The organism is Variovorax sp. LARHSF232 (assembly GCF_052871435.1).
The window spans coordinates 935,309-960,496 of record NZ_JBIXJS010000001.1 but is presented as its reverse complement, the minus strand read 5'-3'; the positions used below and the strand labels follow the sequence as shown (position 1 = coordinate 960,496).

At 67.0% G+C, this 25,188-nt stretch carries 27 protein-coding genes; 11 read left to right on the top strand and 16 right to left on the bottom strand.

The features are described from left to right. Positions 1-55 precede the first annotated feature (55 nt). On the bottom strand, positions 56-1,597 hold the full coding sequence (locus ACIPRI_RS04525; protein WP_446588919.1) for a hypothetical protein: 1,542 nt from the start codon (positions 1,595-1,597) through the stop codon (positions 56-58). 293 nt (positions 1,598-1,890) lie between these two features. Here ACIPRI_RS04525 and ACIPRI_RS04520 point away from each other — a divergent pair, with 293 nt between their 5' ends. From ACIPRI_RS04520 to ACIPRI_RS04505, 4 genes are read left to right on the top strand one after another with little or no spacing between them, the layout of a single operon-like run. Continuing rightward, entirely contained in the window at positions 1,891-2,925 is a 1,035-nt protein-coding gene (locus ACIPRI_RS04520; RefSeq protein WP_446588917.1) for an ABC transporter substrate-binding protein, read from the top strand. Beyond that, positions 2,925-3,731 (top strand): ABC transporter ATP-binding protein, encoded by an 807-nt coding sequence (locus tag ACIPRI_RS04515; protein ID WP_446588915.1) that lies wholly within the window; start codon positions 2,925-2,927, stop codon positions 3,729-3,731. Before ACIPRI_RS04520 ends, ACIPRI_RS04515 begins: the two co-directional genes overlap by 1 nt. Positions 3,732-3,733: 2 nt before the next feature. Next, positions 3,734-4,606, top strand: coding sequence for an ABC transporter permease (locus tag ACIPRI_RS04510; RefSeq protein WP_446588913.1), 873 nt, complete (start codon positions 3,734-3,736; stop codon positions 4,604-4,606). A gap of 5 nt (positions 4,607-4,611) precedes the next feature. Beyond that, a complete protein-coding gene (locus ACIPRI_RS04505; protein WP_446588911.1) occupies positions 4,612-5,295 on the top strand; it encodes a cysteine hydrolase family protein in 684 nt (227 codons plus the stop codon). Between the two features lie 8 nt (positions 5,296-5,303). Here ACIPRI_RS04505 and ACIPRI_RS04500 read toward each other — a convergent pair whose 3' ends face one another. The 4 genes from ACIPRI_RS04500 to ACIPRI_RS04485 are packed head-to-tail and all read right to left on the bottom strand — an operon-like array spanning position 5,304 to position 9,097. Beyond that, positions 5,304-6,083, bottom strand: coding sequence for an SDR family oxidoreductase (locus ACIPRI_RS04500; RefSeq protein ID WP_446588909.1), 780 nt, complete (start codon positions 6,081-6,083; stop codon positions 5,304-5,306). 8 nt (positions 6,084-6,091) lie between these two features. Continuing rightward, positions 6,092-7,102, bottom strand: a complete 1,011-nt coding sequence (locus tag ACIPRI_RS04495) for a 2Fe-2S iron-sulfur cluster-binding protein (RefSeq protein ID WP_446588907.1) — start codon at positions 7,100-7,102, stop codon at positions 6,092-6,094. Positions 7,103-7,126: 24 nt separating this feature from the next. Next, a complete protein-coding gene (locus ACIPRI_RS04490) occupies positions 7,127-7,606 on the bottom strand; it encodes a GlcG/HbpS family heme-binding protein (RefSeq protein WP_446588905.1) in 480 nt (159 codons plus the stop codon). Positions 7,607-7,636: 30 nt separating this feature from the next. Further along, positions 7,637-9,097: an aldehyde dehydrogenase family protein gene (locus ACIPRI_RS04485; protein ID WP_446588903.1), complete on the bottom strand. Its 1,461-nt coding sequence runs from the start codon at positions 9,095-9,097 to the stop codon at positions 7,637-7,639. A 181-nt stretch (positions 9,098-9,278) separates the two neighbouring features. Here ACIPRI_RS04485 and ACIPRI_RS04480 point away from each other — a divergent pair, with 181 nt between their 5' ends. Genes ACIPRI_RS04480 through ACIPRI_RS04455 form a run of 6 tightly spaced genes read left to right on the top strand, consistent with a single transcriptional unit; the run spans position 9,279 to position 12,709 of the window. Further along, positions 9,279-10,016 carry a TenA family transcriptional regulator gene (locus tag ACIPRI_RS04480; protein ID WP_446588901.1) on the top strand — a complete coding sequence of 246 codons (738 nt, stop codon included), beginning with the start codon at positions 9,279-9,281 and terminating at the stop codon, positions 10,014-10,016. Between the two features lie 30 nt (positions 10,017-10,046). Further along, the gene (locus tag ACIPRI_RS04475; protein ID WP_446588899.1) at positions 10,047-10,385 is read left to right on the top strand and encodes a 2Fe-2S iron-sulfur cluster-binding protein; all 339 of its coding nucleotides are present in this window, start codon (positions 10,047-10,049) and stop codon (positions 10,383-10,385) included. After that, positions 10,376-10,669 carry a ferredoxin gene (locus ACIPRI_RS04470; RefSeq protein WP_446588897.1) on the top strand — a complete coding sequence of 98 codons (294 nt, stop codon included), beginning with the start codon at positions 10,376-10,378 and terminating at the stop codon, positions 10,667-10,669. The genes ACIPRI_RS04475 and ACIPRI_RS04470 overlap by 10 nt, the downstream gene beginning before the upstream one ends. After that, a complete protein-coding gene (locus ACIPRI_RS04465; protein ID WP_446588895.1) occupies positions 10,666-11,016 on the top strand; it encodes a 2Fe-2S iron-sulfur cluster-binding protein in 351 nt (116 codons plus the stop codon). Before ACIPRI_RS04470 ends, ACIPRI_RS04465 begins: the two co-directional genes overlap by 4 nt. 47 nt (positions 11,017-11,063) lie before the next feature. Then, complete coding sequence (locus ACIPRI_RS04460; protein WP_446588893.1) at positions 11,064-11,762, top strand: sulfite exporter TauE/SafE family protein; 699 nt, start codon at positions 11,064-11,066, stop codon at positions 11,760-11,762. Between the two features lie 32 nt (positions 11,763-11,794). Continuing rightward, complete coding sequence (locus tag ACIPRI_RS04455) at positions 11,795-12,709, top strand: ornithine cyclodeaminase family protein (RefSeq protein WP_446588891.1); 915 nt, start codon at positions 11,795-11,797, stop codon at positions 12,707-12,709. 8 nt (positions 12,710-12,717) lie between these two features. Here the strand turns inward: ACIPRI_RS04455 and ACIPRI_RS04450 are convergent, their stop codons facing one another. Next, complete coding sequence (locus ACIPRI_RS04450) at positions 12,718-13,443, bottom strand: GntR family transcriptional regulator (RefSeq protein WP_446588889.1); 726 nt, start codon at positions 13,441-13,443, stop codon at positions 12,718-12,720. A 60-nt stretch (positions 13,444-13,503) separates the two neighbouring features. Here ACIPRI_RS04450 and dnaE point away from each other — a divergent pair, with 60 nt between their 5' ends. Continuing rightward, a complete protein-coding gene (gene dnaE / locus ACIPRI_RS04445; protein WP_446588887.1) occupies positions 13,504-17,016 on the top strand; it encodes a DNA polymerase III subunit alpha in 3,513 nt (1,170 codons plus the stop codon). Positions 17,017-17,288: 272 nt separating this feature from the next. Here the strand turns inward: dnaE and ACIPRI_RS04440 are convergent, their stop codons facing one another. The 10 genes from ACIPRI_RS04440 to ribD all read right to left on the bottom strand — a co-directional run bounded on the left by ACIPRI_RS04440 (position 17,289) and on the right by ribD (position 25,165). Continuing rightward, positions 17,289-18,233 carry a TonB family protein gene (locus ACIPRI_RS04440; RefSeq protein WP_446588885.1) on the bottom strand — a complete coding sequence of 315 codons (945 nt, stop codon included), beginning with the start codon at positions 18,231-18,233 and terminating at the stop codon, positions 17,289-17,291. A gap of 19 nt (positions 18,234-18,252) precedes the next feature. After that, positions 18,253-18,690 (bottom strand): ExbD/TolR family protein, encoded by a 438-nt coding sequence (locus ACIPRI_RS04435; protein WP_446588883.1) that lies wholly within the window; start codon positions 18,688-18,690, stop codon positions 18,253-18,255. A 27-nt stretch (positions 18,691-18,717) separates the two neighbouring features. Beyond that, positions 18,718-19,422, bottom strand: a complete 705-nt coding sequence (gene tolQ / locus ACIPRI_RS04430) for a protein TolQ (protein WP_446588881.1) — start codon at positions 19,420-19,422, stop codon at positions 18,718-18,720. Beyond that, complete coding sequence (locus ACIPRI_RS04425) at positions 19,419-19,901, bottom strand: tol-pal system-associated acyl-CoA thioesterase (protein WP_446588879.1); 483 nt, start codon at positions 19,899-19,901, stop codon at positions 19,419-19,421. Before ACIPRI_RS04425 ends, tolQ begins: the two co-directional genes overlap by 4 nt. A 7-nt stretch (positions 19,902-19,908) precedes the next feature. Then, the gene (locus tag ACIPRI_RS04420) at positions 19,909-21,087 is read right to left on the bottom strand and encodes a pyridoxal phosphate-dependent aminotransferase (RefSeq protein ID WP_446588877.1); all 1,179 of its coding nucleotides are present in this window, start codon (positions 21,085-21,087) and stop codon (positions 19,909-19,911) included. Beyond that, entirely contained in the window at positions 21,084-21,626 is a 543-nt protein-coding gene (nusB, locus tag ACIPRI_RS04415) for a transcription antitermination factor NusB (protein WP_446588875.1), read from the bottom strand. Before nusB ends, ACIPRI_RS04420 begins: the two co-directional genes overlap by 4 nt. After that, positions 21,623-22,087 carry a 6,7-dimethyl-8-ribityllumazine synthase gene (ribH, locus tag ACIPRI_RS04410; RefSeq protein WP_446588873.1) on the bottom strand — a complete coding sequence of 155 codons (465 nt, stop codon included), beginning with the start codon at positions 22,085-22,087 and terminating at the stop codon, positions 21,623-21,625. Before ribH ends, nusB begins: the two co-directional genes overlap by 4 nt. A gap of 12 nt (positions 22,088-22,099) precedes the next feature. Next, positions 22,100-23,254, bottom strand: coding sequence for a bifunctional 3,4-dihydroxy-2-butanone-4-phosphate synthase/GTP cyclohydrolase II (gene ribBA, locus ACIPRI_RS04405; protein WP_446588871.1), 1,155 nt, complete (start codon positions 23,252-23,254; stop codon positions 22,100-22,102). Beyond that, positions 23,251-23,907 (bottom strand): riboflavin synthase, encoded by a 657-nt coding sequence (locus ACIPRI_RS04400; RefSeq protein ID WP_446588870.1) that lies wholly within the window; start codon positions 23,905-23,907, stop codon positions 23,251-23,253. The genes ribBA and ACIPRI_RS04400 overlap by 4 nt, the downstream gene beginning before the upstream one ends. A gap of 139 nt (positions 23,908-24,046) precedes the next feature. Beyond that, entirely contained in the window at positions 24,047-25,165 is a 1,119-nt protein-coding gene (gene ribD, locus ACIPRI_RS04395; RefSeq protein WP_446588868.1) for a bifunctional diaminohydroxyphosphoribosylaminopyrimidine deaminase/5-amino-6-(5-phosphoribosylamino)uracil reductase RibD, read from the bottom strand. Positions 25,166-25,188: the final 23 nt, after the last annotated feature.

The window sequence follows — 25,188 nt, the reverse complement described above, 5'->3', positions numbered from 1 at the left end:
CGCCTTGAAGTTGGCGACGACCCGTTGGTTCGGAGATAGTCGCCGGCCTGCAAGCTCAGGGCCAGAGGAACACGGCGCAGCCGGTGGCCACCACGAGGCCCGTGATCACCGGCAGCATCAGCGCCCGGACGGCCGACAGCACCGGCACCCGGGCAAAGCCGGCCACGGCGATCAGCGAAGACCAGGCGATCAAGGTGCCGCCGCCGGTCCAGACGGCGCCCATCTGGCCTACGGCGGCGAGCGTTGCGGGATCCATGCCCGCGGCCGGTGCCAGTGCACCGGAGAGCGTGCCGGTCAAGGGTAGGCCGGCAAAACCGGAGCCGTCGATGCCGGTGATCATTCCCACCACCAGCACGCCGAAGGCGACGAAGGCATGGCTGTTGGGGATCAGGTGCTGGGCGTCCTGGATCAGTTCGAACAGCAGGTGCGGCGGCTTGGCGTCGGCTGTCAGGCCCAGGATGGGGCCGGCGGTCTCGCCGGCTCCGATGAAGAAGAAGCCGGCGATCGGCAGCACCGAGCCCATGGCCTTGAAGGCAAAGACGAAGCCGTCGGTGATGTGCTCGGCACTCACGTCGAGCATCTTGCGCGGGCCTTCCGCGGCCAGCGTGGCCAGAATCATCAGCCCGGCCGCCATGCCGCCGACCAGCGTAGCCGCGGTACCGCCTTTCAGCTCGGGCAGCGCGGGCCACATCTTGGGCAGCACCATCGTCGCGATGACTGCCAGAAAGGCCAGCGGCGTCACGATGGCGAACACCTTGGACCAGACGACGCGGCGCGCCTCGACCGTCGAGAGTTCTTCCCGGATCTGCGCCTGCGTCAGCAGCGGCGCATCGCCGCGACTCATGCCGCGCGCGATCTCGGCCTTGTCGAAGGTGCCGGCCGCTTCCAGCTCCTGGGTCTTGCCGTTGGTCGACTGAGCCTGCCAGCGCGTCAGCAGCTCATTGCTGGCGGGCACGATCTGCCGGCGCAGCGCCAGGTAGGCCATCAGCAGCGCAATGGCGCCGACGATCAGCGACAGCACCAGCGTACGGTCGGCCACGATGGCCGCCGAGGCGCCCGCCGCCTTGGCACTGATGCCGGGCGCCACACCGATCACGTAGTCCGAGGACAGCGCCATGCCCTGGCCCGCGATGGCGATGGCGACGGCGGCGGCCAGCGGTGGCAGGCCGGCAGCGATGGCCGCCGGCAACAACACGGCGGAGACCAGCGGCACCGCCGGCGTCGGCCAGAAGAACAGCGAGATCACATAGGTGATGCCCGCCAGCACGAAGTAGGCGACGTGGCCGTTCTTCATGACCGCGCGAAAGGGCTTGACCATGCGCACGTCCGACTGCAGGGACTGCAGCGAATTCAGCAGCGCCGTCATCAGCGCGATGACCAGGAAGATGTTGAACAGCTCCTTGGCTGCCACGAAGCTCGCATTGAAGATGGCCCCCAGGGCCGAGATCGGGCTGTGCGTCCAGGCCAGCGCGACGCAGAAGGTGGCAACGATCGAGGGCACGACGACATTGGCGCGAAAGATCATCGTCAGGACGATGGCGCCGACGCCCAGCAGGTAGACCCAGTGAGCGGCGTTGATGGGAACGGTGGAATCCATGCGAGGCCTCGTTAGGAATGGCTGAGTATGTGGGGATGCAGACTGACTAAACGGTATACAGTATTCCAAACGTGCAAGAACTGAGCCATGGGGTAAACACCGCAAGCGCTAATCACCGACTGCCTCGGCGCGGTGCATCGCTTTCGATTTCCCTATGGAGAATGCCCAAATACGGACTGCGTGCGCGCCATCCCGGTGCGTGGTCACCACGCATTTGCCGATTGACCAGTGGCCTATGTTTTGCATACTGTATTGCTTGTTGACTCAAACCCCACATTTCGAGGAGCGCTCAGATGTCCCAACACGCGTGTCGATTTCCTGCCTTCGCCCGTCGCCTGGCGCCGGCCCTGGTTGCAGTGGCTGGCCTGATCGGCCTGGCTTCCGACGCCCTTGCGCAGGCCGCCGCCAAGGCGCTCGTCAAGGTGCGCTACGAAGAGGTCGTTCGCTCGGTGCTGTATGTGCCCATGTACGTCGCCTTGAATCAGGGCTACTTCAAGGACGCCGGCCTGGACGTGGCCATGAAGACCTCCCAAGGAACCGACAAGGGCATGGCAGCGCTGCTGTCCGGCAGCGCGGACATCGTGCTGATCGGGCCGGAGGCCTCCATCTACGTCGCCAACAGCGAGTCGCCAGCCAAGCCGAAGATCTTTGCCGGCCTCACGGCCACTGACGGTTTCCTGCTGATGTCGCGCAAGCCGGCGGACAAGTTCGACTGGAACCAGCTCAAGGGCAAGTCGGTGATGGCCTTCCGGCCCGGCTCCAATCCGGACGTCTTCCTGGAGGCGGCGCTGCGCAAGCACGGCCTCGATCCGAAGAAGGATCTGAAGCTGGTCAACAACGTCGGCCCGGCTGCGCGCACCGGCGCCTGGCTGGCCGGCCAGAACGACTACGCGATCTTCCTGGAGCCCGAGGCCGGCAATCTGGAGAAGGACGGCAACGGCCATGTGATGGCCTCCATCGGCAGCGAAGTGGGGCAGGTGGACTACACCGTGTTCACCAGCACCGATGTGTTCATGCAGAAGAACCCGGCGGTGCTGCAGGCCTGGACGGCCGCCGTGGCACGCGCCCAGAAGTACGTGCAGAGCGCCCCGCCCGCCGATCTCGCCAAGCAGGTCGCCGAGTACTTCCCGGGCCTGTCGCAGGCTGAACTGACGAAGGCGATCGAGCGCTACCGCGGCCTCAAGCTGTGGAAAACCTCGCCGCTGGTGGAAAAGGCTGCCATCGAGCAGTTGCAGGACATGCTCATCGCCAGCGGCGTCCTCGAGGCTGCCAAGCGCGTGAAGTACGAGCAGGTCGTGGTGACGGACTTCGCTGCCAAGGCCAAGTGATGAATGCCGTGACCGCAGCGGCCGGGCGGCCGCGCATCGACGTGCGCAACGTCTCACTGCGCTACTTCACGCCGCAGGGCGAGACGCAGGCGCTCGACAACATCTCGCTGGCGGTGGCGCCGGGCGAGTTCGTCAGCATCATCGGCCAGTCGGGCTGCGGCAAGAGCACGCTGCTGTCGATCGTCGCGGGCATCCTCGAGCCTTCCGGCGGCAGCGTTACGGTGGACGGCCAGCCGGTGGCCGGCCCTTCGCCCAGCATCGGCTACATGCTGCAGCAGGACTACCTGTACGAATGGCGCAGCATTCTCGACAACGCGCTGCTGGGCGCGCAGATCCAGCGGCGCAACATGCGCGAAGCGCGCGAACGCGCGATCCACCTGCTGCACAAGTGCGGCATGGGCGATTTCCTGCATCACTACCCGCGCCAACTCTCCGGCGGCATGCGTCAGCGCGTTGCGCTGGCGCGCACGTTGGTCACCGATCCCGACGTGGTGCTGCTGGACGAGCCCTTCTCGGCGCTCGACTCGCAAACCCGCCTGGCGATTGCCGACGAGGTGGTGGAGGTGCTGCGCAGCGAGGGCAAGTCGGTGATGCTGGTCACGCACGACATCGGCGAAGCCATCGCGATGACCGACCGCGTGATCGTCCTGTCGCGCCGGCCCGGGCGCATCAAGTCGGAGCACCGGATGGCGTTTCCCAGCCTCGGCGGCCGGCGGCCCACGCCCTTCGAGGCGCGCGGCCTGCCGGAATTCAATACCTACTTCAGCACGCTCTGGGACGAGCTCGACGTGCACGTGGAGGGCTGAGCGTGAACAACGAATCCAATGTCATCCTTGCCGGGCCTCCGGTGATCGCGACAAGCGCGCCGGTGGCCTCTGCGCCGGCCAAGGCGCCGACCCCGGCCTACGTCCAGTGGCTCGCCCGCCAGCGCCGCGAGCGCCACTGGGTGCTGGCCAGCCGCCTGCTGCTGCTGGTGCTGTTCTTCGGGCTGTGGGAACTGCTGGCCAAGACCAAGGTGGTGAACCCCATGCTCACCAGCTACCCCAGCGCGCTGTGGCCCACCTTCGTCGAACTGATGCGAAGCGGCAACCTGCTGACCCACACCTGGGCGACCTTCATGGCCACCTTGGTCGGCTTCGCCCTCAGCATGGTGTTTGGCGTGGCGATCGCGGCGGGCCTGTGGTGGTCGAGTTTCGCCAACCGGGTGCTCGAGCCCTTCCTGGTAGTGGCCAATGCCATGCCAAAGATTGCCTTCGTGCCGATCTTCTACATCTGGCTGGGCTCCAACTACTCGATCTACGGCATGGCCGTGGCCATCGCGATCTTCGTGACCATCATGGTGGCCCTCGAAGGCTTCCAGGCCACCGACCCGAACAAGATCAAGCTGGCCAGGACGCTGGGCGCCAGCCGGGCGCAGGTGCTGCGCCTGGTGGTGCTGCCCGGCAGCGTGCCTACACTCATCGCGGCGCTGAAGATGAACATCGGGCTGTCGCTGGTGGGCGTGATCGTCGGCGAATTCCAGTCGGCCAACGAGGGGCTGGGCTTCCTGATCGTGAACGGCAGCCAGGTTTTCAAGCTCAACATCGTGATGACCGCCATCGTGGTGCTGGCGCTGATGTCGGCCCTCATGTACCTGGTGGTCGCCCGCATCGAGCATGCGCTGGCGCGCCGCTATTCTTGATGGCCATGGAATTTCCCGCATGGATCGTCGAGCGCGTGCTGGCGCGCCAAGGCTGCCTGCATCCCTATGCCGCCTTCGACGCGCGGCGCACCGCCTTCGTGGTGGTGGATTTGCAGAACTACTACACGCAAAGCGGCTTCATGGGCGAATGCGCGCCTGCGCGTGCCACCTTCGGCAGGGTCAACCAGTTGGCGTCCGCCGTGCGAGGGGCGGGCGGCACCGTGATCTGGGTGCAGACCAGCGCCGAGGGGGCCGACAGCTTCTGGTCGCATCACCACGCCTACATGCTGACGCCCGAGCGCAGCGCGCGCCGCCTGCGCGAGCTCGATCCTTCGCACGCGGGCTTCGCCCTGGTCCCCGGGCTGGATGCACGGCCGGAGGATCCTCGCGTGGTCAAGCGCTGTTACAGCGCGCTGGTGCCGGGCTCGTCCTCGCTGGACGTGATGCTGAAGGCGCGTGGCATCGACACGGTGTTGATCGGCGGCACGGTCACCAACGTGTGCTGCGAATCCACCGCGCGCGACGCGATGATGATGAACTACGCCACCGTCATGGTGGAAGACGCGCTTTCTGCCGTCACGCAGGAAGAGCATGTGCAGGCGCTGCACAACTGGATGCTCTTCTTCGGTGACGTGCTGTCGGTGGAAGAGGTCGCTGCGCGCCTGGTGGGCGCGGCCGTGCCGGCCTGATCCAGTGACTAGAAGGTGCCGGGGTAGGCCCCGCCGTCGATCAGCAGGCTCTGCCCCGTGATGTAGCCGGCCTGCACCGAGCAGAGGAAGGCGCACAGTGCGCCAACTTCCTCTGCGCGGCCGAAGCGGCCGGCCGGATTGCTGCGGCCGCGCTCTTCCCAGAGTTGCTCGAAGGACCTGCCCTCGGCCCGCACCAGGCCTTCGACATGGTGGCGCTGCGCATCGGTCGCGAAAACGCCGGGCAGGATGTTGTTGATCGTCACGTTGTGGCGCACGCTCTGGCGCGCCAGACCGGCGACGAAGCCGACCAGGCCCGAGCGCGCGCCGTTCGACAGGCCAAGCTCCGCCTGCGGCGTCTTCACGCTGCGCGACACGATGTTGACGATGCGCCCGAAGCCGCGCGCCATCATCGGGTCGATGCTGCGGCGGATCATCTCGATGGGGCCGAGCATCATGGCGTCCAGCGCCTGGTGCCAGTCCTGCGTGCTCCAGTCGCGGAAGTCGCCCGGCGGGCTGCCGTCGGCATTGTTGACCAGGATGTCGGGCGAAGGGCAGGCGCCCAACGCCGCGTCGCGGCCCGCAGGCGTGGTGATGTCTGCCACCACCCAGGCGACGGCGCGCCCGCACTCGGCCGACAGCGCTGCCGCCGCTTCACGCAAGGTCGCTTCAGTGCGCGCTGCAATGACCACTTGCACGCCGTCCAGCGCGAGTTGCCGGGCGCAGGCCCGGCCCATGCCGCGGCTGCCTCCGAAGACAAGTGCGCTGCGGCCGAAGATTCCGAGGTCCATCGTCGCGCTCAGGCCAACGCCGCCTCGGATTGGAAGGTGAAGGCGTCGGCATAGACGTGGTCGATGCTGGCGCCCCGCGCCAGCAGGGCCTTCTTGGCGTCGCTGATCATGGCAGCCGATCCGCACATGTAGATGGCGTACTCCGACAAGTCCTCGATGTCCTCCAGCACCGCCTGCTGTACGTGGCCGCGCCGGCCCTTCCATTGCGCGCCGGCGCGCGACAGCACCGGCACGTAGCGGAAGTCGCACAGGCGTTCCGCCCAGCGAAGGATCTCCTCGTGCAGGTAGAGCTCGGCCTCGGTGCGCATGCCCCGGTAGAGCCTGACCGGTGGACAGTCCTCGTCGTCCATCAGCGATTCGAGGATGCTCTTGATCGGTGCCAGCCCGGTGCCGGTCGCCAGCATGAGCAGCGGCCGGTAGTCGTCCGCGTGGTAGCAGAAGCCGCCCAGTGGCAGTTCCACCAGCAGCGTGTCGCCGGGCTGCAGGCGCGGCGCATCCTCGCTGGTGAAGCGGCCCTGCGGCACCCGGCGGATGTGGAACTCGAGCGAGCGCGGGTTCGGCCGCGATGCCATCGAGAAACTGCGATGGCTGCCGTCCGGCAGCAGGATGTTGACGTACTGGCCGGCGCGGTAGAGCAACCCGGCTTCCGGCGGCAACTCGAGCGCAAGGTGCAGCACGTCTTCGGCCAGCGCCTGCACCGCTTTCACCGTCGCCACATGGCGCGCCGGTGCGGAGCAGGGCGGCAGGCGCCGCTCCGGGCTGATGACGAGGTCGCTGGCGGCCCGTGCCTGGCAGGCCAGGGCGAAGCCTTGCTGCGCCTCCTCGCTCGTCAGGCCGACGGGAAAGTCCTCATAGAAGACGGTCCCCTCGACCAGCCTGATGCGGCAGGTGCCGCAGCTCCCCAGGCGGCATTCGTGCGCCAGGTGCAGGTCCTGGCGCAGCGCAGCGTCGAGCAGCGATTCGTCGGGCCGCGCATCGAAGCACTGCGCGCCCTCCATCAGGTGAATGCGGTGATGCATGGAACTCGGCCTTGAAAGCGCGGCCTACTTCTTGATGTCCGCCTCGGCCAGCACCGAATGGCCCTTGGGCGCCAGCAGATCGCGCAGCGCCTCCAGCGCGGCCAGGCCGCATTGGGTGTCTTGTTCGCCGTTGCCGCCGGAAAGGCCGACGCCGCCGATCACCTGGCCGTCGACCACGATGGGAAAGCCGCCGACGAAGACGGCGAAGCGACCCTCGAAGCTCCACTGGATGCCGAAGGCCTCGTTGCCGGGCAGGGCGGGGCCGTTGGGCGCTGTGTTGAAGAGGTGCGTGGAGCGCTTGTGGCCTGCGGCGGTGAACGCCTTGTTCCAGGCGATCTGCGGGCCGGTGACGCGCGCGCCGTCCATGCGGTCCATGGCGATCGGGTAACCGCCGTCGTCGGTGATGCAGATGGTCTCCAGCACGCTGATTTCCTGCGCCTTGCGCATGGCGGCCGCGATCATGGTGCGGGCTTCTTCGAGTTCGAGTTTGAGAGCGGTCTTCATGTGGCTGTGGTCCGTCGAGGGAAAGGAGGATCAGAGGCCGCGATACACGGTCTTGATCTGCGTGTAGAACTCCAGGCCGGTGCGGCCCGATTCGCGGAAGGTGGCGGTGCTGGAGCGCTTGAGTCCGCCGAAGGGGGCGTTGATCAGGTTGCCGGTGGTGGTGCGGTTGATCTTCACCGTGCCCGACTGGATGTCTTGTGCAAAACGATGCGCGTGCGCGGCGCTGCGGGTCGCCAGGGCGGCCGAGAGGCCGTATTCACTGTCGTTGGCCTTGGCGATCGCGTCGGCGTAGCTGTCCACCTCGATGACGGCGATCACCGGGCCGAAGATTTCCTCGCGGGCGATGCGCATCTGCTGGGTCACGTCGCTGAAGATGGCCGGCGTCACATAGAAACCATGGGCGAAGTCGCCATCCGTCAGCTGCTCGCCTCCGCACAGGAGCGTGGCCTCGGATTTGCCGATTTCGATGTAGCGCAGCACGGTTTCGAGCTGCTGGCGCGTGGCGAGCGGCCCGATGTCCATGCCCGGCAGCATTCCGCTGCCGATCTTCAGCGTGCGAACCCTGGCCACCAGCTTGTCCAGGAAGGCGGCGCGGACGGTCTTCATCACCAGCACCCGGCTGGTGCCGGTACAGGCTTGGCCGCTCAGCGACAGGCCACCCTTGATGGTGAGCTCGACGGCCTGGTCGAGGTCGGCGTCGTCCATCACGATCAGCGGATTCTTGCCGCCCAGCTCCATCTGCGTGCGCGTGGTCATGGCTGCCGCGCGGTGGATCTGCTCGCCGGCGGCGGTGGAGCCGGTGAAGGAGATGGCGCGGATCTCGGGCGACGTGGTGAGGGTCGGCCCCAGTTCCGCCGCCCGCCCGGTGACGAAGTTGAGCACGCCCTTGGGCAGGCCGGCCTGGATGAAGGCTTCCGCCAGGCGCAGCCCCGACAGCGGTGCGTCCGATGAGGGCTTGAAGATCACCGTGTTGCCGGTGATGAGCGCCGGCGCGATCTTGCGCGCCGGGATCGAGACCGGAAAGTTCCATGGGCTGATCACGCTCACCACGCCCAGCGGCTCGCGCTGGCTGTAGACCACCATGTCGGGATCGTCCTGCGGAAAGGTCTCGCCGGTGAAGGACTGACCTTCGGCCGCATAGAAGCGCAGGGTCTGCGCCGAGCGCAGGAACTCGTCCTTGGCCTGGGCCAGCGGCTTGCCTTCCTCGCGGGTGAGTTCCTCGCCGAACCTGGCGGCGTTGGCCTCGAGGTATTGGGCGGCGGCATTGAGGATGGCGGCGCGCTTGGTCACCGGCGTCTTCTTCCAGCCTTCGAAGGCGGCTGCCGCCGCGCTCACCGCGGCGCGCGCGTCTTCGGCCGAGGAGGCCTGAAAGCGGCCGACCACCTCGCGCGTGTCCGCCGGATTGATGTCGAGAAAGGTCTGGCCGCTGGCGCTGGGGCGCCAATCGCCGTCGATGCAGTTGAGGAAGGTGGCGGGTGGGGCGGTGGTCATGGCTGGCTTGCAGGGCAGTGAGGTCGTTGATGAGAATACTGTATACCGCAATGCGTGGCAAGAAGATCAGCGGTTGGCCTCCTTCATGGAGGGGGGTGGCTTGAGTTTGATTTTTACTTGGGATACAGTATTCATTAACGGCGATTCAACGCCGTCATCCGCCACCGACCAGGAGTCATCCGTGCCCGAACTCATGAACCGCGACGAATTCCGCACCGCGCTCGAGAACGCCATCAAGGGCAAGAGCGCCAACCAGTCCCCCTTCAGCCTGGCCTGGGCCGGCGGCACGCTCAGCCGCGAGCACCTGGCGCGCTGGGCCGAGAACCACTATCACTATGTCGGGCCCTTCGCCGACTATCTGGGCTACCTCTATGCCCGCATGCCCGACCATTGCACCGAGGCCAAGGATTTCCTCCTGGCCAACATGTACGAGGAAGAGATCGGCGGCGACCGTCACACCGACCTGCTGATCCGTTTCGCGCAAGCCTGCGGCACCACGCGCGAACGCGTGGTCGATCCCGACAACATGTCGCCCACCACCCGCGGCCTGCAAAGCTGGTGCTACGCGGTGGCGATGCGCGAAGACCCGATCGTGGCCGTGGCCGGTCTGGTGGTCGGGCTCGAATCGCAGGTGCCCTCGATCTACCGCAAGCAGACGCCCACCCTGCGCGAGAAGTACGGCTTCACCGACGAAGAAGTCGAGTTCTTCGACCTGCACATCGTCTCGGACGAGATTCACGGCGAGCGCGGCTACCAGATCGTGCTGGAGCACGCCAAGACGCCCGAGCTGCAACAGCGCTGTCTGAAGATCTGCGAGGTCGGTGCCCAGATGCGCCTGCTCTACACGACCGCCCTGTACCACGACTATGTCGAGGGGCGGGAAGCCGCCGCGAAGCAGCCCATGCTGCAAGCTGCCTGAGGGCGCGCGATCGTCGTTTGCTGCCCGCGCATGCCCAAGATCACTTTCCACAAGGCAGGCCGCGTCTTCGAAGACGAGGTCAAGGACAACACCAATCTGGTGGTGCGAGCCGGCATCAAGCAGTTTCCCTTTCCGCACCTGCGCTACGAGTGCGGTATGGGCAAGTGTTCCAAGTGCGCCTGCCGCGTTCTGGCGGGGGCGGAGCACCTGCCGGCGCCGAACTGGAAGGAAAAGAAGCAGCTCGGCGAGCGCCTGGAAGCGGGCTATCGGCTGGTGTGCCAGCTCTGGGTACAGCACGACCTCGAATTGGCGCAGGACGATGCGCAGCCCGCCCTCAGCACGACGAGCGAGCAAACATCGTGTACGTGATATTGACCAGCAAACCGGGCCAGTTCCGCACCGAGTTCGTCGATGGGCTGCGGCCCGTCGCGTCCTATGACTTTCTCTTCTTCGGCCGCTGCAGGGCGCGCTTCGTGATCGCCGAACTGCTCGCGGAAGTGAAGCTGCGGGTGATCGACGAGACACCACCCGAGACCTTGAACCTGGTGCCCTCGAAGTTCCTCGAGAAGTTCCAGACCCTGGAAGCAGCCCGGGCCGAGTTGCGCCAACTGGTACGCGAGGGCGATGCCGAAGTCCAACTGATTCCCACATGAGCCATACGCCAAGCATCGCCGCCGAACCGCAAGTGCCCCAGACCTCTTCGACGGTGCAGGTCACCTTCATCACGAATAACGCCAAGTGCGTGTCCGCACCCGAGGGCGGCAACCTGCTGCGGATTTCCCTGCGCGAGCAGGGCGGCATTCCCTTCAAGTGCGGCGGCGGACTGTGCGGCACCTGCAAGTGCCTGATCGAGACGGGGCGGGAACACACCGACGCCGTCAAGGCCAAGGAAAGGAAGCATCTTTCCGAGGACGACTTGAAGCAGGGCTATCGCATGGCCTGCCAGACCTTCGTGCACGGCGACATCAGCGTGTCCTGGAAACCGCGCGCGGCCACATGATCGCGGCACTTTGGCCGGAAGGCATCAGCCTGGCCGACTACGCCGGCATGTCGGCGCTGGTGCTGATTGGTGCCTGCCTGCAAGGCATCGGAGGCGTTGGCTTTGCGATGTTCTCGGCACCCATCGCAGCGCTGTTCTTTCCCGAACTGGCGCCCGGTCCCTTGCTGGCCCTGGGTTGCCCGCTGGCTCTGCTGTCCGCTCTGCGGGAACTGCATGAAGTGGACTGGCGTGCTGCGGGCACGGCGCTCGTGGGGCGGGCCGCAGGCACGCTGGCTGCTGCCGTGTGCCTGATGCTGCTGAGCGCAAATGTCTTGGCCGTCCTGTTCGCGCTCTTCATTTTGGCCGGTGTGCTGCTCAGCCTGCGCGGCGGGCGTATCGAGGCATCGCCTTCCAACGTGATGGGTGCGGGAATCGCGTCCGGCCTGATGGGCACCATCACTTCGGCCGGCGCGCCACCCTTTGCGTTGGTCATGCAATACCTGCCGCCGGCGCGGCTGCGCGCGACGCTGGGTTGCGTGTTCTTCGTGGGGGCCGCCTTCTCGCTCGTGATGCTGGCGATGGTCGGTCGCTTCGGACGGCACGAACTGTGGCTCAGCGTTTGGCTGTCGCCCTTGATGCTGGCGGGCTTCGCGCTGTCCGGACCGCTCACCAGGCGGGTGCCGCGCAAGGCGGTGCGCGGCCTTCTGCTCGGACTGTCCGCCTTCGGGGCCACCGTGCTGCTTCTGCGCGAGGCATTCGCTTCTTAGCCACACGCGAGATTCATCGTTCGGAGACTGTCTTGCAGCACATCAGCGATTCAATGGTCGACGCACTGGTGTCGCCGGCCGACGCGCAGCAGGCGCTGCGCGAGGCCTTCGGCCAGTTCGGTGCGGGTGCGGCCGCAATGCAGGAGCGCGTGCGCACCGAAGCGGGGGGCATCAAATTGTCGACACTGGGCGCGGTGATTCCCGGGCAGGGCGTGGCGGGCGCGAAGGTCTACACCACCATCGCGGGGCGCTTCTCCTTCGTCATCCTGTTGTTCTCGACAGAGGACGGGCAAGCGATCGCGTCCTTCGACGCCGGCGCCATCACGCGGCTGCGTACCGCCGCCTGCTCGGTGATCGCAGCGCAGCATCTGGCGCGGCCAGATGCGCGGTGCATGGCGCTGTACGGCGCCGGCACGCAGGGTCGGGCGCACGCCGTCCAGATGTCCAAGGCCTTTGCGCTGGCGCGCATCCAGCTGTGCACGCAGACGCCTGCGCCCGACCTGGCCGCGCAGTTGAGCGAGGCCTGCGGCGTGCCGGTACGGGTGTGCGGGGCGCAGGAGGCGCTGGAAGGCGCGGACATCGTTGTCACCGCTTCGCGCGCCACCACGCCGCTCTTTCGCGGCGAGCGGCTGCCGTCCGGCTGCTTTGTCGCGGCGATTGGCTCCAGCCTGCCGCACACGCGCGAGCTGGACGATGCGGCGCTGGCGCGGGCCGCGGTGGTGGCGGTCGAGTGGCGCCCGCAGGCATTGCGCGAAGCCGGCGACCTGGTGCTGGCTGGCGAAGGCGTGCTGGCGCCTGAAAAGATCGTCGAACTGGCGGATCTTGTGACTGGCAAAGTCCCTGGCCGCCGAGCGGCGCATGACATCGCCATCTACAAGTCGGTGGGCGTGGGCCTGGAGGACATCGCGCTGGCGGGCCTGGCGTGGCGCCGGTTCGCGCAGCGCTGAGGCCGCCGTCAGTGGGCGGCTTCGCCGGAAGGAGTGGACGCTTCCTCCAGCGCAGCTGGCAGCTCCGCGGCGCTGTAGACGTGCCGTGCCGCCAATAGCGAGGCCAGTTCGGCATCGCCGGCCACCACGGCGCGCAGGATGGCAGCGTGTTCTTCCCAGTTCTGCCGCATGCGTTCGCGGTTGTTCACGGTAAAGAAGAGCGCGGTGCGCTCGCGCAGCGAACGCATCATCTCCTGCAGAACCGAATTGGCGGCGACGCTGCCCAGCGCTTCATGGAAGTCCAGGTTCAGCGCCGAGATGCGGGTCAAGTCGTCCTCGCTCGTGAGGCGCGTGCCTTCGGCCAGGATGCGCTCCAGCCTGGCGATTTGCGCCGGGTCGTGTCGCCGCGCTGCCAGCTTGGCGTTGAGCGCCTCGAGCGTCGCGCGCACCTCGACCATTTCCCGGATCTGCTCGGGGGTAAAGCTGGTCACCGTGGCGCCGCGACGCGGCTCGATGACGACGATGCCTTCGGCGGCAAGGGCGCGCAAGGCCTCGCGCACCGGCATGCGGGAAACCCCCAGCTCTTCCGAGAGACGCCCTTCGACCAAGCGTTCCCCGGGTGCCAGTTCGCCACTGAGAATGCGCTCGCGCAGGGCGGCGAGAACCAGTTTGGTCAGCGGCGCATGGCGCGCTCCGAGTTTGCTGTCAGTCGTTGTATCCATAGCCAATTTGTATCGCCAACGTCGATTGTGCATGCACTTGGCGCCTGGGGCATTTGCGGGCTTTGGCTGTGTGCTCTTTCCTACAATCACCCCATGTTTGTTCACTTGCGCCTGCACACCGAGTTTTCCGTCGTCGACGGCACCAACCGCATCGACGAGGCCGTCAAGGCCGCTGCCAAGGACGGGCAGCCTGCGCTGGCGATCACCGACCTCAACAACCTTTTTGGGGCCGTGAAGTTCTACAAGGAGGCGCGCGGCAAGGGCGTGAAGCCGGTGCTGGGCACCGAGGTTTTTGTCGAGGGCCTGGGCAAGGATGCCGGCACGCTCACCCGCATGATTCTGCTGGTGCAGGACACCCAGGGCTACCTCAATCTGTCGGAATTGCTGGCACGCGCCTGGACGCAGAACGTGGGCCGAGGCCAGGGGCAGGCGGCTGTCAAGATGGAATGGCTGCGCGAGCTCAATGCCGGCCTCATCCTGCTGTCGGGCGCGCAGGCTGGGCCGCTGGGCCAGCCGCTGGCGCAGGGCGGGGCGCACGGTGACGCCCGTGCCGCCGAACTGGCGCTGGAACTGGCCGGCATCTTCACGCACCGCTTCTACATCGAGCTTCAGCGCGCCGGCCGCGCCGACGACGAGGCCCACGTGGTGGCGGCAGTGCAGTTGGCTGCGCGCCTGAACCTGCCGGTGGTGGCCACGCATCCGATCCAGTTCGCCACGCCGGATGACTACGAATCGCACGAGGCGCGGGTGTGCATTGCCGAGGGAGAGATCCTGGGCAATCAGCGGCGCGTTCGCAAGTTCACGCCCGAGCAGTATTTCAAGTCGGCGGCGCAGATGGAGCGGCTGTTCGCCGACGTGCCCAGCGCGATTGCCAACACGCTGGAAATCGCCAAGCGCTGCAACCTGACGCTGGTGCTGGGCAAGCCGCGCCTGCCGGACTTTCCGACGCCGGGCGGCATGCCGATCGAGGAGTATTTCCGCGTCGCCTCCTTCGAGGGCCTGGAAGAGCGCCTTGCGCATCTCTACCCCGACGCGGCCCTGCGCGACAAGGAGCGTGCGCGCTACGTCGAGCGGCTGGAGTTCGAGATCAACACCATCCTGAAGATGGGCTTCCCGGGCTACTTCCTGATCGTGGGCGACTTCATCAACTGGGCCAAGAACAACGGCTGCCCGGTGGGCCCCGGCCGGGGTTCTGGGGCGGGCTCACTGGTGGCCTATGCACTGAAGATCACCGACCTCGATCCGCTGCAATACAACCTGCTGTTCGAGCGCTTCCTGAACCCGGAGCGGGTGTCGATGCCCGACTTCGACATCGACTTCTGCCAGGGCAACCGCGACCGCGTCATCGACTACGTCAAGGACAAGTACGGCCGCGATGCGGTGAGCCAGATCGCCACCTTCGGCACCATGGCCGCGCGCGCTGCCATCCGCGACGTGGGGCGCGTGATGGACATGAGCTACACCTTCTGCGACGGCATCAGCAAGCTCATTCCGAACAAGCCCGGCAAGCCGGTCACGCTGCAGTACCCGCCCCCGGACCTGAAGGACGAGGACAAGGAGAAGTACGCGATCGCCGCCGAGCCCGAGCTGGCGCGGCGCATCGAGCGCGAGGAAGAGGTCAAGTCGCTGGTCGAGATGGCGCAGAAGCTGGAAGGCATGACGCGCAACATCGGCATGCACGCCGGCGGCGTGCTGATCGCGCCAGGCAAGCTCACCGACTTCTGCCCGCTGTATCAGCAGCCGGGCAGCGACTCGGCCGTGAGCCAGTACGACAAGGACGACGTGGAGGCGATCGGCCTGGTGAAGTTCGACTTCCTGGGCCTGGCGACGCTCACCATCCTGGAGATCGCGCGCGAGTTCATCATGAAGCGGCACAAGGGCCGCGAGAACTTCGCCTACGAGAACATTCCGCTGGACGATGCGCCGACCTATCGCCTGTTTTCCGACGGCAAGACCGAGGCCGTGTTCCAGTTTGAATCGCGCGGCATGCAGGGCATGCTCAAGGACGCGCGACCCACGCGGCTGGAAGACCTGATCGCGCTGAACGCGCTGTACCGCCCCGGCCCGATGGACCTGATCCCCAGCTTCGTGGCACGCAAGCACGGACGCGAGCCGGTGGAGTATCCGCATCCGGCCGTGGCCAGCATGCTCAGCGAGACCTACGGGATCATGGTCTACCAGGAACAGGTGATGCAGACCGCGCAGATCCTGGGCGGCTACAGCCTGGGCGGCGCCGACCTGCTGCGCCGCGCGATGGGCAAGAAGAAGGCCGAGGAAATGGCCGAGCACCGCGAGAAGTTCCGCGCCGGTGCGCTCCAGACCCATGGCATCACCCAGGAGAAGGCCGACGAGGTCTTCGACCTGATGGAGAAGTTCGCGGGCTACGGCTTCAACAAGTCGCACGCCGCTGCCTACTCTCTGCTGGCCTACCACACCGGCTGGTTGAAGGTGCACTACTGCGCCGAGTTCTTCTGCGCCAACATGACGGTGGAAATGGACAACACCGACAAGCTGAAGGTGCTGTTCGAGGACGCGGTGAAGAACTTCGGCCTCACCTTCGAGCCGCCGGACGTGAACCGCGGCAACTACCGCTTCGAGCCGGTGACCGACAAGGTGATCCGCTACGGCCTGGGCGCGGTGAAGGGCACCGGCCAGCTCGCCATCGAGGCCATCGTCAAGGCGCGGGAAGAGGGCGGGGCCTTCCGGAGCCTGTACGACTTCTGCGTGCGGGTGGATCGCCAGCGCATCAACAAGCGCACGGTGGAGGCGCTGATCAAGGCCGGCGCCTTCGACGCGCTGCAGCAGAACCGCGCATCGCTGATCGCCTCGCTGGACCGCGCCTTCGAGTTTGCCAATGCGACGACCGCCAACGCGGCGCAGGTCGACATCTTCGGCGACGCCGAGCACGGCAGTGCCACGCAGGAGCCCGAGCTGGTGGACGCCACGCCTTGGGGCGTGAAGGAACGTCTGACGTACGAGAAGACGGCCGTCGGCTTCTTCCTGTCGGGCCATCTGTTCGACGAAGTGGCGCACGAGGTGCGACGCTTCTGCAAGCGCCAGGTCGACGACCTGATCGACAGCCGCGAGCAGCAGGTGATCGCCGGCATCGTGAGCGACCTGCGGGTGATCAACGGCCAGCGCGGGCGCGTCGGCATCTTCAAGCTGGACGACAAGTCCGGCGCCATCGAGGCGACGGCGGACGAGGCGCTGCTCAATCTGCATCGCAACACCTTGAAGGACGACGAGCTGGTGATCGTCAGCGGCCGCCTGCAGCCGGGTCGCGGCGGCTTCGAGGCGCGTTTCATCGTGCAACAGATCTGGGACCTGGCGGCCGCGCGCTGCCGCTTCGGCAAGTACCTGAAGGTGGCGGTGAACGGCAAGGCGCCCGACATCGCACGCCTGGCGCGCGAGTTTCCGCCGCGGGTGGAGCAGAGTGAGCAGGGCGATCTGCGCCACGGGTTGGCCGTGCGGTTGTCACTCCAGCGTGCGGGGGCGCTGGTGGAACTGCAACTGGGCGAAGCGGCGCGCTTCTTCCCGACGGATGCGGCGCTGGCCAGCTGGATGGCGCAGGCGGAGTCGGGGAACGCTTCGGTGGTTTACGAGTAGCGTCGTTTGTCGGTTTGACGCGTTGATCCTTTGATGGTGGGGGCGCGGCAAAGGCCTGTCCATCGGCACGCGTGCGGGCCGGGCCCACTGCGCTTCTCGGCGCCCGAGAGGCGCGCCGGCACAGGGGCACACAGGCCTTTGCCAGACGCCGGGTGCTTGATCGGCCGTTCTTCTCCGGGTTGTTCAACCGCAGCGCGTCAACGCGGCAGGTGTTTGCCGCGCCACCCCCGCAGGAAGCACTCCCAGCAGGAAGCACTTGCTGAACGAGGTGCTCAATCCTTCGGTCGCAACGAAATCGTCATCGGTGTGTAGATGCGCCCATCGGTGTCGCGCGGCAGCTTGTCGGTCTTGCGCAGGGCGCGCTCGGCGGCGTCGTCCCAGCCGGGCACGCCGCTGGACTTGCGCAGCTTCACGCCGACGATGGTGCCATCGGGCGCCAGGTTGACTTCGAACTCGGCCGATGGGTTGCCCGCGACCGTTTCCACGTCGGGGTAGGTCACGTTGGGCCGTACCGCGGCCCGAACGCGGCCTGCATAGTTGCCCGAGGGACCCGACGAGCGCGCCGCCGTGCCGGTCGAGTTGTCCGGACCGGTGCCCGCCATGGCCTGCATGCGCTTGATGGTGTCGTTGCGGTCCTTGGTGGCCTGGGCGGCGGCTGCCTGCTTGCGGGCTTCTTCCTGCTTCTTCTGCTCGGCCAGCTTCTTTTGCTGCTCGTCCTTCTTGCGCTCTTGTTCTTCCTGTTCGCGCTTCTTGGCCTCGAGTTCCTTCTTTTCCTGCGCGGCCTTCTGCGCTTGCAGCTGCTTCTGCTTTTCCAACTGCTGCTGACGCTGCTGCTCCAGCTCGCGTTCGCGCTGTGCCTGAAGCTCCTTGCGCTTCTTCTCCTGCTCCAGCGCGATATCGGGTGCCTTCGGCAGCGGCGGCGGAGGCGGCGTCACGGCCTGGGGCGGCGGTGGCGGCGGGGGAGGAGGTGGCGGCGGGGCCGGCACTGGCGCGGGCGCCGGCGTGGGCGGCGCGACAGCGCGCGGCGCGGCCTGCTGCACACTGGAAGACCAGAGCTCGGCCTCGACCGCATCGTTCTCGCTGTCGCGCTTCCAGCGCACGCCCCAGGTCAGCGCGGCGATCAAGATCGCGTGGGCGATCAGTGCCAGGATGAGCGCGCGAATCGTGCCGCGTTGGGGCGGCGGCGCAAATTCGGGACGATCGGCGGCGAGGGACATGCTGCTTGAAGAGGCTTGCTTACTTGGTGCCAGTGGTCGTGACCGACAGGCCGACGCGTTCGATGCCGCTTCGCTTGAGCTGGTTCATGGCCTTGACCACGGTCTCGTACTTCACCGCCTTGTCGGCGCTGATCACCACCGGGCGGTTCTCGTCGCCGCCTTGCGCGTCGGCGGCGGCCTTGCCGATCTGGGCAAAGGGCACCGAGGTGGCGCCCGAGCCTTGCGACGGATCTTTCTTGACCTGCACCTCGTCCTCGCTCTTGATGACGATCTCGATCGGCTTGTCGGGCTGCTTGTTGGCGCGATCCACGGTGGGCAGGTTGATCACGCTGGGCGTGATGAGCGGCGCGGTGACCATGAAGATGATCAACAGCACCAGCATCACGTCGATGAACGGGACCATGTTGATCTCGTTGATGGTGCGGCGGCCGCGGCCGCGGTGGGAGACGGCGGGCATGGTGACTTGCCTTTCCTTGGCTGCCGATCAGCGGCCGCCTGGCGTGGCCTGGGTGGCGGCCGACAGGTTGCGCTGCAGGATGTTGGAGAACTCTTCGATGAAGGTCTCCAGCGAGATGGCGGTCTTGTCGATGTCGCGGGCGAAGCGGTTGTAGGCCACCACCGCCGGAATGGCGGCAAACAGGCCGATGGCGGTGGCCACCAGCGCTTCGGCGATGCCGGGCGCCACGGTGGACAGCGTCACCTGCTGCAGGCTGGCCAGGCCGGTGAAGGCATGCATGATGCCCCACACCGTGCCAAAAAGGCCCACGTAGGGCGAGACCGAGCCGACCGTGGCCAGGAAGGAGAGGTTGGATTCGATCGCGTCCATCTCGCGCTGAAAGCTGGCGCGCATGGCGCGGCGGGCCCCGTCCAGCAAGGTGACGGCGTCGCCGATCGAGCGTTCGCGCAGCTTGTGATACTCCCGCATGCCGCTCGCGAAGATGCGTTCCATGGGGCCGGCGAACTTGGCGTTCTGCGCGGCCGACGAGAACAGCTCGTTCAAGCTGGTGCCTGACCAGAACTCGCGCTCGAAGTCGTCGTTCAAGGCTCGGGTGCGCTTGAGCGAAAAATACTTGCGGAAGATCGACGCCCAGCTGGCGATGGACACCGTGACCAGCAGCAGCATGACGAGCTGCACCACGAGGCTGGCCTGGAGGATGAGGGTAACGATCGAGAAGTCTGTCTGATTCATGGCTTCACTGTTGAGAGGCGCAGCGCTGGCGAAGTTCCGCCCTTGGCGATGCGCTCGAAGACTGCCGAAACTGGGGCGGGCAGGCGGCTCGGCCGCAAGGAGGCGGCGTCGACCCAGCCGATGCGAATCGTGCCTTCGCAGAGCAAGGCTTGTGCCGGCAGTTCTTCCGGCGCGCTTTTCTGCTCTGGATTTGATAGCACGCGTTGCCCGATTATCAACGACGCGCTGCCTGCCTGGCGCAGCTGCGCTGTAACCAGGAGTTGGTCGTCCAGGCGCGCGGGGCGATGGTACTTGAGCGTGGTTTCGCTCACCACGAAGATGCCGCCCGCGCTGTCGCGCAGCGCTTGCTGCTCGATGCCCAGCGAGCGCAGCCATTCCGTGCGCGCCCGCTCCATGAACTTCAGGTAGTTGGCGTAGAAGACGATGCCGCCGGCGTCGGTGTCTTCCCAGTAGATGCGGATCGGAAAGGCGAAACTCATCTTCTCGTCAGAGGGCACGCAGCCGTTCGATCGCCTCTTCGAGATGCGCCATCGAGCTGGCGGTCGAGAAGCGCACGAAGCGGCCGGTCTGCGCCGTGCCGAAATCGCGGCCGGGCGTGATCGCCAGATGGGCCCGCTTCATGACTTCGAAGGCAAAGTCCCAACTGCCGGCGATGCCCATCTGCTCGGCCATCTTCGTGCAGTCGGCCCAGGCGTAGAAGGCGCCATCGGGCACCACCGGCACCGGCAGGCCGGCGGCTTGCAGCTGAGGAATGAACCAGTCGCGCCGCGCCTTGAATTCGCTTCGGCGGCGCTCGTACTCGGCAATGCTTTCGGGCTCGAAGCAGGCCAGCGCGGCGTGCTGCGACACGGTGCTGGCGCAGATGAAAAGGTTCTGCGCCAGGCGCTCCACCACCGGCACCAGCGCTTCGGGCACCACCAGCCAGCCCAGGCGCCAGCCGGTCATGTTGAAGTACTTGGAGAAGCTGTTGATGCTGATCACCTGGTCGTCGATGGCCAGCGCGCTGTGGCCGAACTGCTCGTCGTAGGAAAGGCCCAGGTAGATCTCGTCGATCAGCGTGATGCCGCCCTTGGATTTCACGAATTCGTGGATGCGGCGCAGCTCGTCGGGCGCGATCGAGGTGCCCGTCGGGTTGGAGGGCGAGGCCAGCAGCACGCCGCGCGTCTTGTCGGTCCAGGCGGCTTCCACCTTGGCGGCGCTGAGCTGGAAACGCTCCCCGGCCGTGGTCGGGACCAGCACCGCTTCGCCGTCGGCGGCGCTGACGAAATGCCGGTTGCAGGGGTAGCTCGGGTCCGGCATCAGGATCTCGTCGCCGCGCTCGATCAGCGCCAGGCAGGCCAGCTGCAGCGCGGCCGAGGCGCCGGCCGTGACCACGATGCGGCGCGCCGGCACGTCGATGCCAAAGCGCGTCCGATACCAGGTGCTGATGCGTTCGCGCAGGGCATCCAGGCCCATGGCGGGGGTGTACTGCGTGGCGCCGCGGCTGATGGCGCGGGCCGCAGCTTCCTGTACCAGCGGCGGCGCGGTGAAGTCGGGCTCGCCGATGTTCAGGAAGATCATCGGCCGCTCGGTGTGGGCGACCTCGCGCGCCAGCTGCGACGCGGCCTTGGCCACCTCCATCACATAGAAGGGCTCGATGCGCTCGGCGCGCGAGGAAATCCTCATGGGCGAGCCTTGCCGCTGGCGCGGTCGGCCTCGACCTCGGCAGCGCGCAATTGCGGTGCCAGGCCGTTGAGCACGGCGTTCACGTACTTGTGGCCGTCGGTGCCGCCGAATTCCTTGGCCAGCTCGATGCACTCGTTGAGCACCACGCGCCAGGGCACGTCGGGGCAGTGGCGGAATTCGTAGGCGCCAATCCACATCGCCGCATGCTCGATGGGCGAGATCTCGGCCATCTTGCGGTCCAGCAGGGGCAGGATCAGCGCGTCCAGCTCGGCCGCTTCGGCGATCGAACCATGCAGGAGGGCGTCGTAGTGCGCAGCATCGGCCTTGTGAAAGCCGGCCAGGTCGCGGGTGAAGGCGTCGATGGCGGCCGCTTCGTTGTGGCCCACCAGGTGCTGGTAGAGCGCCTGCAGGGCGAACTCGCGCGCCCGGCTGCGGGTGGACTTGGCCGAGGCCTTGCGTGCACCGGTGCTGGTGACACCGCCGCGCGTCTGGCGCGCCGGGCGCTTGTTGTCGTCGGGCTTTTGGGTGGAGTCGGTCATGCGAGGCGCGCCAGCAGTTGGGCCATTTCGACGGCCACGCGTGCCGCGTCGCGGCCCTTGTCGACTTGGCGGGCCACGGCCTGCTCGAAGTTCTCGGTGGTGAGGATGGCGTTGGCGATCGGCAGGCGATAGTCCAGCGCCACCCGGCTCACGCTGGCGCCCGATTCGTTGGCCACCAGTTCGAAGTGATAGGTCTCGCCGCGGATGATGCAGCCCAGCGCCACCAGTGCGTGGTAGCCGCCGCGCTCGGCCAGGGCCTGCAGGGCGGTGGGCACTTCCAGCGCGCCGGGCACCGTGACGTGCTCGATGTCGGACGCAGCCACGCCCAGCGATTCCAGTTCGCCCATGCAGGCCGCGGCCAGTGCGTTGGTGATTTCTTCGTTGAAGCGCGCCTGCACGATGCCGATGCGCAGCCCCTTGCCGTCAAGCGGCTGCACCGCTCCCTTGTTTGCATCTTGCATGTTGTTCTTTCTTCAGTCTTTCTTGGTGATATAGCCGGCGATTTCGAGGCCGTAGCCCGCCGCCATGCTGGGCATGCGGCGCGGCGTGCCCAGGAGGTTCATGCGGTGCACGCCGCATTCGCGCAGGATCTGCGCGCCGATGCCATAGCTGCGCAGGTCCATGCGGCCGCGCTCGGGTGCTTGTGCCGGGCGCGCCGTGCCTTCGAACTGGGCCACCAGTTCTTCGGCCGATTCGCCGCAGTTGAGGAAGACGGCCACGCCCTTGCCTTCGGCTGCGATGTGGGCCAGGCTGGCATCGAGGCTCCAGGAGTGCATGGAGCGATTGAGTTCCAGCGCGTCGAGGATCGACAGCGGCTCGTGCACGCGCACCGGCACCGTCTCGTCGGCCTGCCACTGGCCGCGCACCAGGGCCAGGTGCACGCCGCGGCTGGGCGTGTCGCGGAAGGCGTGGGCGGTGAACCAGCCCGCGGCGGTCTGGATCTCGCGGCAGCCCACCTTCTCGACCAGCGTCTCGGTGCGGCTGCGGTGCTCGATCAGCGCGGCGATGGTGCCGATCTTCAGGCCGTGCTCGGCCGCGAAGATCTGCAGGTCGGGCAGGCGCGCCATGGTGCCGTCCTCGTTCATCACTTCGCAGATCACCGAGGCGGGCGAGCAGCCGGCCATGGCGGCCAGGTCGCAGCCGGCCTCGGTATGGCCGGCGCGCATCAGCACGCCGCCGTCCACCGCCTGCAGCGGGAAGATGTGGCCGGGCTGCACCAGGTCGGCGGCCACTGCATTGGGTGCTACCGCGGCTTGCACGGTGCGGGCGCGGTCGGCGGCCGAGATGCCGGTGGTCACGCCCTGGGCCGCCTCGATCGAGACGGTGAAGGCCGTGGAATGCTTGGCGCCGTTGCGCGCCACCATGGGCGGCAGCTGCAGGCGCTCGCACATCTCGCGCGACAGGGTCAGGCAGATCAGGCCGCGCGCATGGCGGGCCATGAAGTTGATGGATTCGGGCGTGATGTGGTCGGCGGCGATCACGATGTCGCCTTCGTTCTCGCGGTCTTCCTCGTCCACCAGGATGACCATGCGGCCGGCGCGCAGTTCTTCGACGATCTCTTCGACCGGGGAGATCGGTGCGCTGGGCCGCGCGCTGGCGGCGGTGATGGGGGTGACGGCTGCGTTCATGGTTGTTTGTCTTTCTGTGGGGGCACGCCGATGGCGCCGGCTTGCAGCATGCGCTCGACATAGCGCGCCACCGTGTCGATCTCGAGGTTCACCGGGCTGCCTTCGCGCAGCTGGCCCAGGGCCGTGTTTTCTACCGTGTGCGGGATCAGGTTGATGCTGATCTCGCTGCCGTCCTTCAGGTCTTCGACGCTGTTGACCGTGAGGCTCACGCCGTTGATGGTGATGGAGCCCTTGTAGGCCAGGAAGCGGGCCAGATTGTGCGGCGCCAGCACCTTCAGCTCCCAGCTTTCGCCCACCGGCGCAAAGCGGCTGACCCGGCCGATGCCGTCCACATGGCCCGAGACGATGTGGCCGCCCAGGCGATCCTGGGCGCGCAAGGCTTTTTCCAGGTTGACCTGGGCGCCGGCTTCGGCGAGGCCGGCTGTCTTGTCGAGCGACTCGGCCGAGATGTCGATGGTGAACGCCTGCCGGGACGGGTCCAGGGTGGTCACCGTCATGCAGGCGCCGTTGAGGGCGATGCTGTCACCGAGGCCCACATCGTCGAGGTAGGCGGCAGGCGCCGCGATATGCAGGCGCTTGCCGTGCGATGAAGAGCTTCCGAGGTCGTGGACGGCGGCGATGCGCCCCACGCCGGTGATGATTCCGGTGAACATGCCTATATTTTCGCAGAGAACCTGAGGCCTCCCGGCTTTTCAGGCCGCTTCGCAGCCTGTAATTCGCCACCTCCCGAGGAGGGGACCCCACCTGCGGCCCGGCGGAGCCGGTTCCGCGGTGCGGGGCTGGCCTGTCCGCTCAGGGGTTTGTTTTGCCGAGCCAGACGTTGCGGCCGGCGAGGCGGGCGAGGATGCGCAGGTCGGGGCCGACGGATTCGACGGAGTGGAACTCGAGGTCCACGACTTGGGCCAGGGTCTGCAGGGGGCCCTGGGCGTGGATCTGGCTGGCCATGTCCATGCCGGCGCCGATCAGCTTGGGCGCGAGGTAGACCAGCAGCTCGTCGACCAGCCCTTCGCGCAGCAGGGAGCCGTTGAGCTTGTGGCCGGCTTCGACATGCAGTTCGTTCACCTCGCGGGCCGCCAGGTCGCGCAGCAGGGCGGGCAGGTCGACTTTGCCTTGGGGATTGGCCATGTAGCGCACTTCGACGCCGCGCGCTTCCAGGGGAGCGGCCTTGTCGGCATTTGGCTTGGCGGCGTAGATCCAGATGGGTCGTTCGGTATCGAACAGGCGGGCATCGGGCGGGGTCTGCAGATGGCTGTCGACGATCACCAGCGGCGGCTGGCGCGGGGTCTCGACTTCGCGCACGTCCAGGCGCGGGTCGTCTTCCAGCACGGTACCGACGCCGGTCAGCACCGCGCCGGCGCGGGCCCGCCAGGCATGGCCATCGGCACGTGCGGCATGGCCGGTAATCCATTGGCTGACGCCGTTTTCCAGGGCGGTCTTGCCGTCCAGCGAGGCGGCCAGCTTCATGCGCACCCAGGGTGTCTTGCGCAGCATGCGGCTGAAAAAACCGATGTTGAGTTCGCGTGCCTCCTCGGCGCCCGCGCCGACTTCGACCGTGACGCCGGCGGCGCGCAGCCGCTCGAAGCCCTGGCCGGCCACCAGCGGGTTCGGGTCTGCCATCGAGGCCACCACCTTGCCGATGCGCGCCTGGATCAGCGCATCGCAGCAGGGGCCGGTGCGGCCATGGTGCGCGCAGGGCTCCAGGGTGACGTAGACCGTGGCGCCTTCTACCGAGCGGCCATGCGCCTGGGCATCGCGCAGGGCCATGATCTCGGCGTGGGGGCCGCCGGTGCGCTGGGTGTGGCCGACGCCGATGACGACGCCGTCCGGCCGGGCGATCACACAGCCGACGGCTGGATTGGGTGGCGCCACGCGCTGGGCTTCGCGCGCGGCCTGAAGGGCAAGCTGTATCATGGACGCGCAAGCATAGCGGGCAC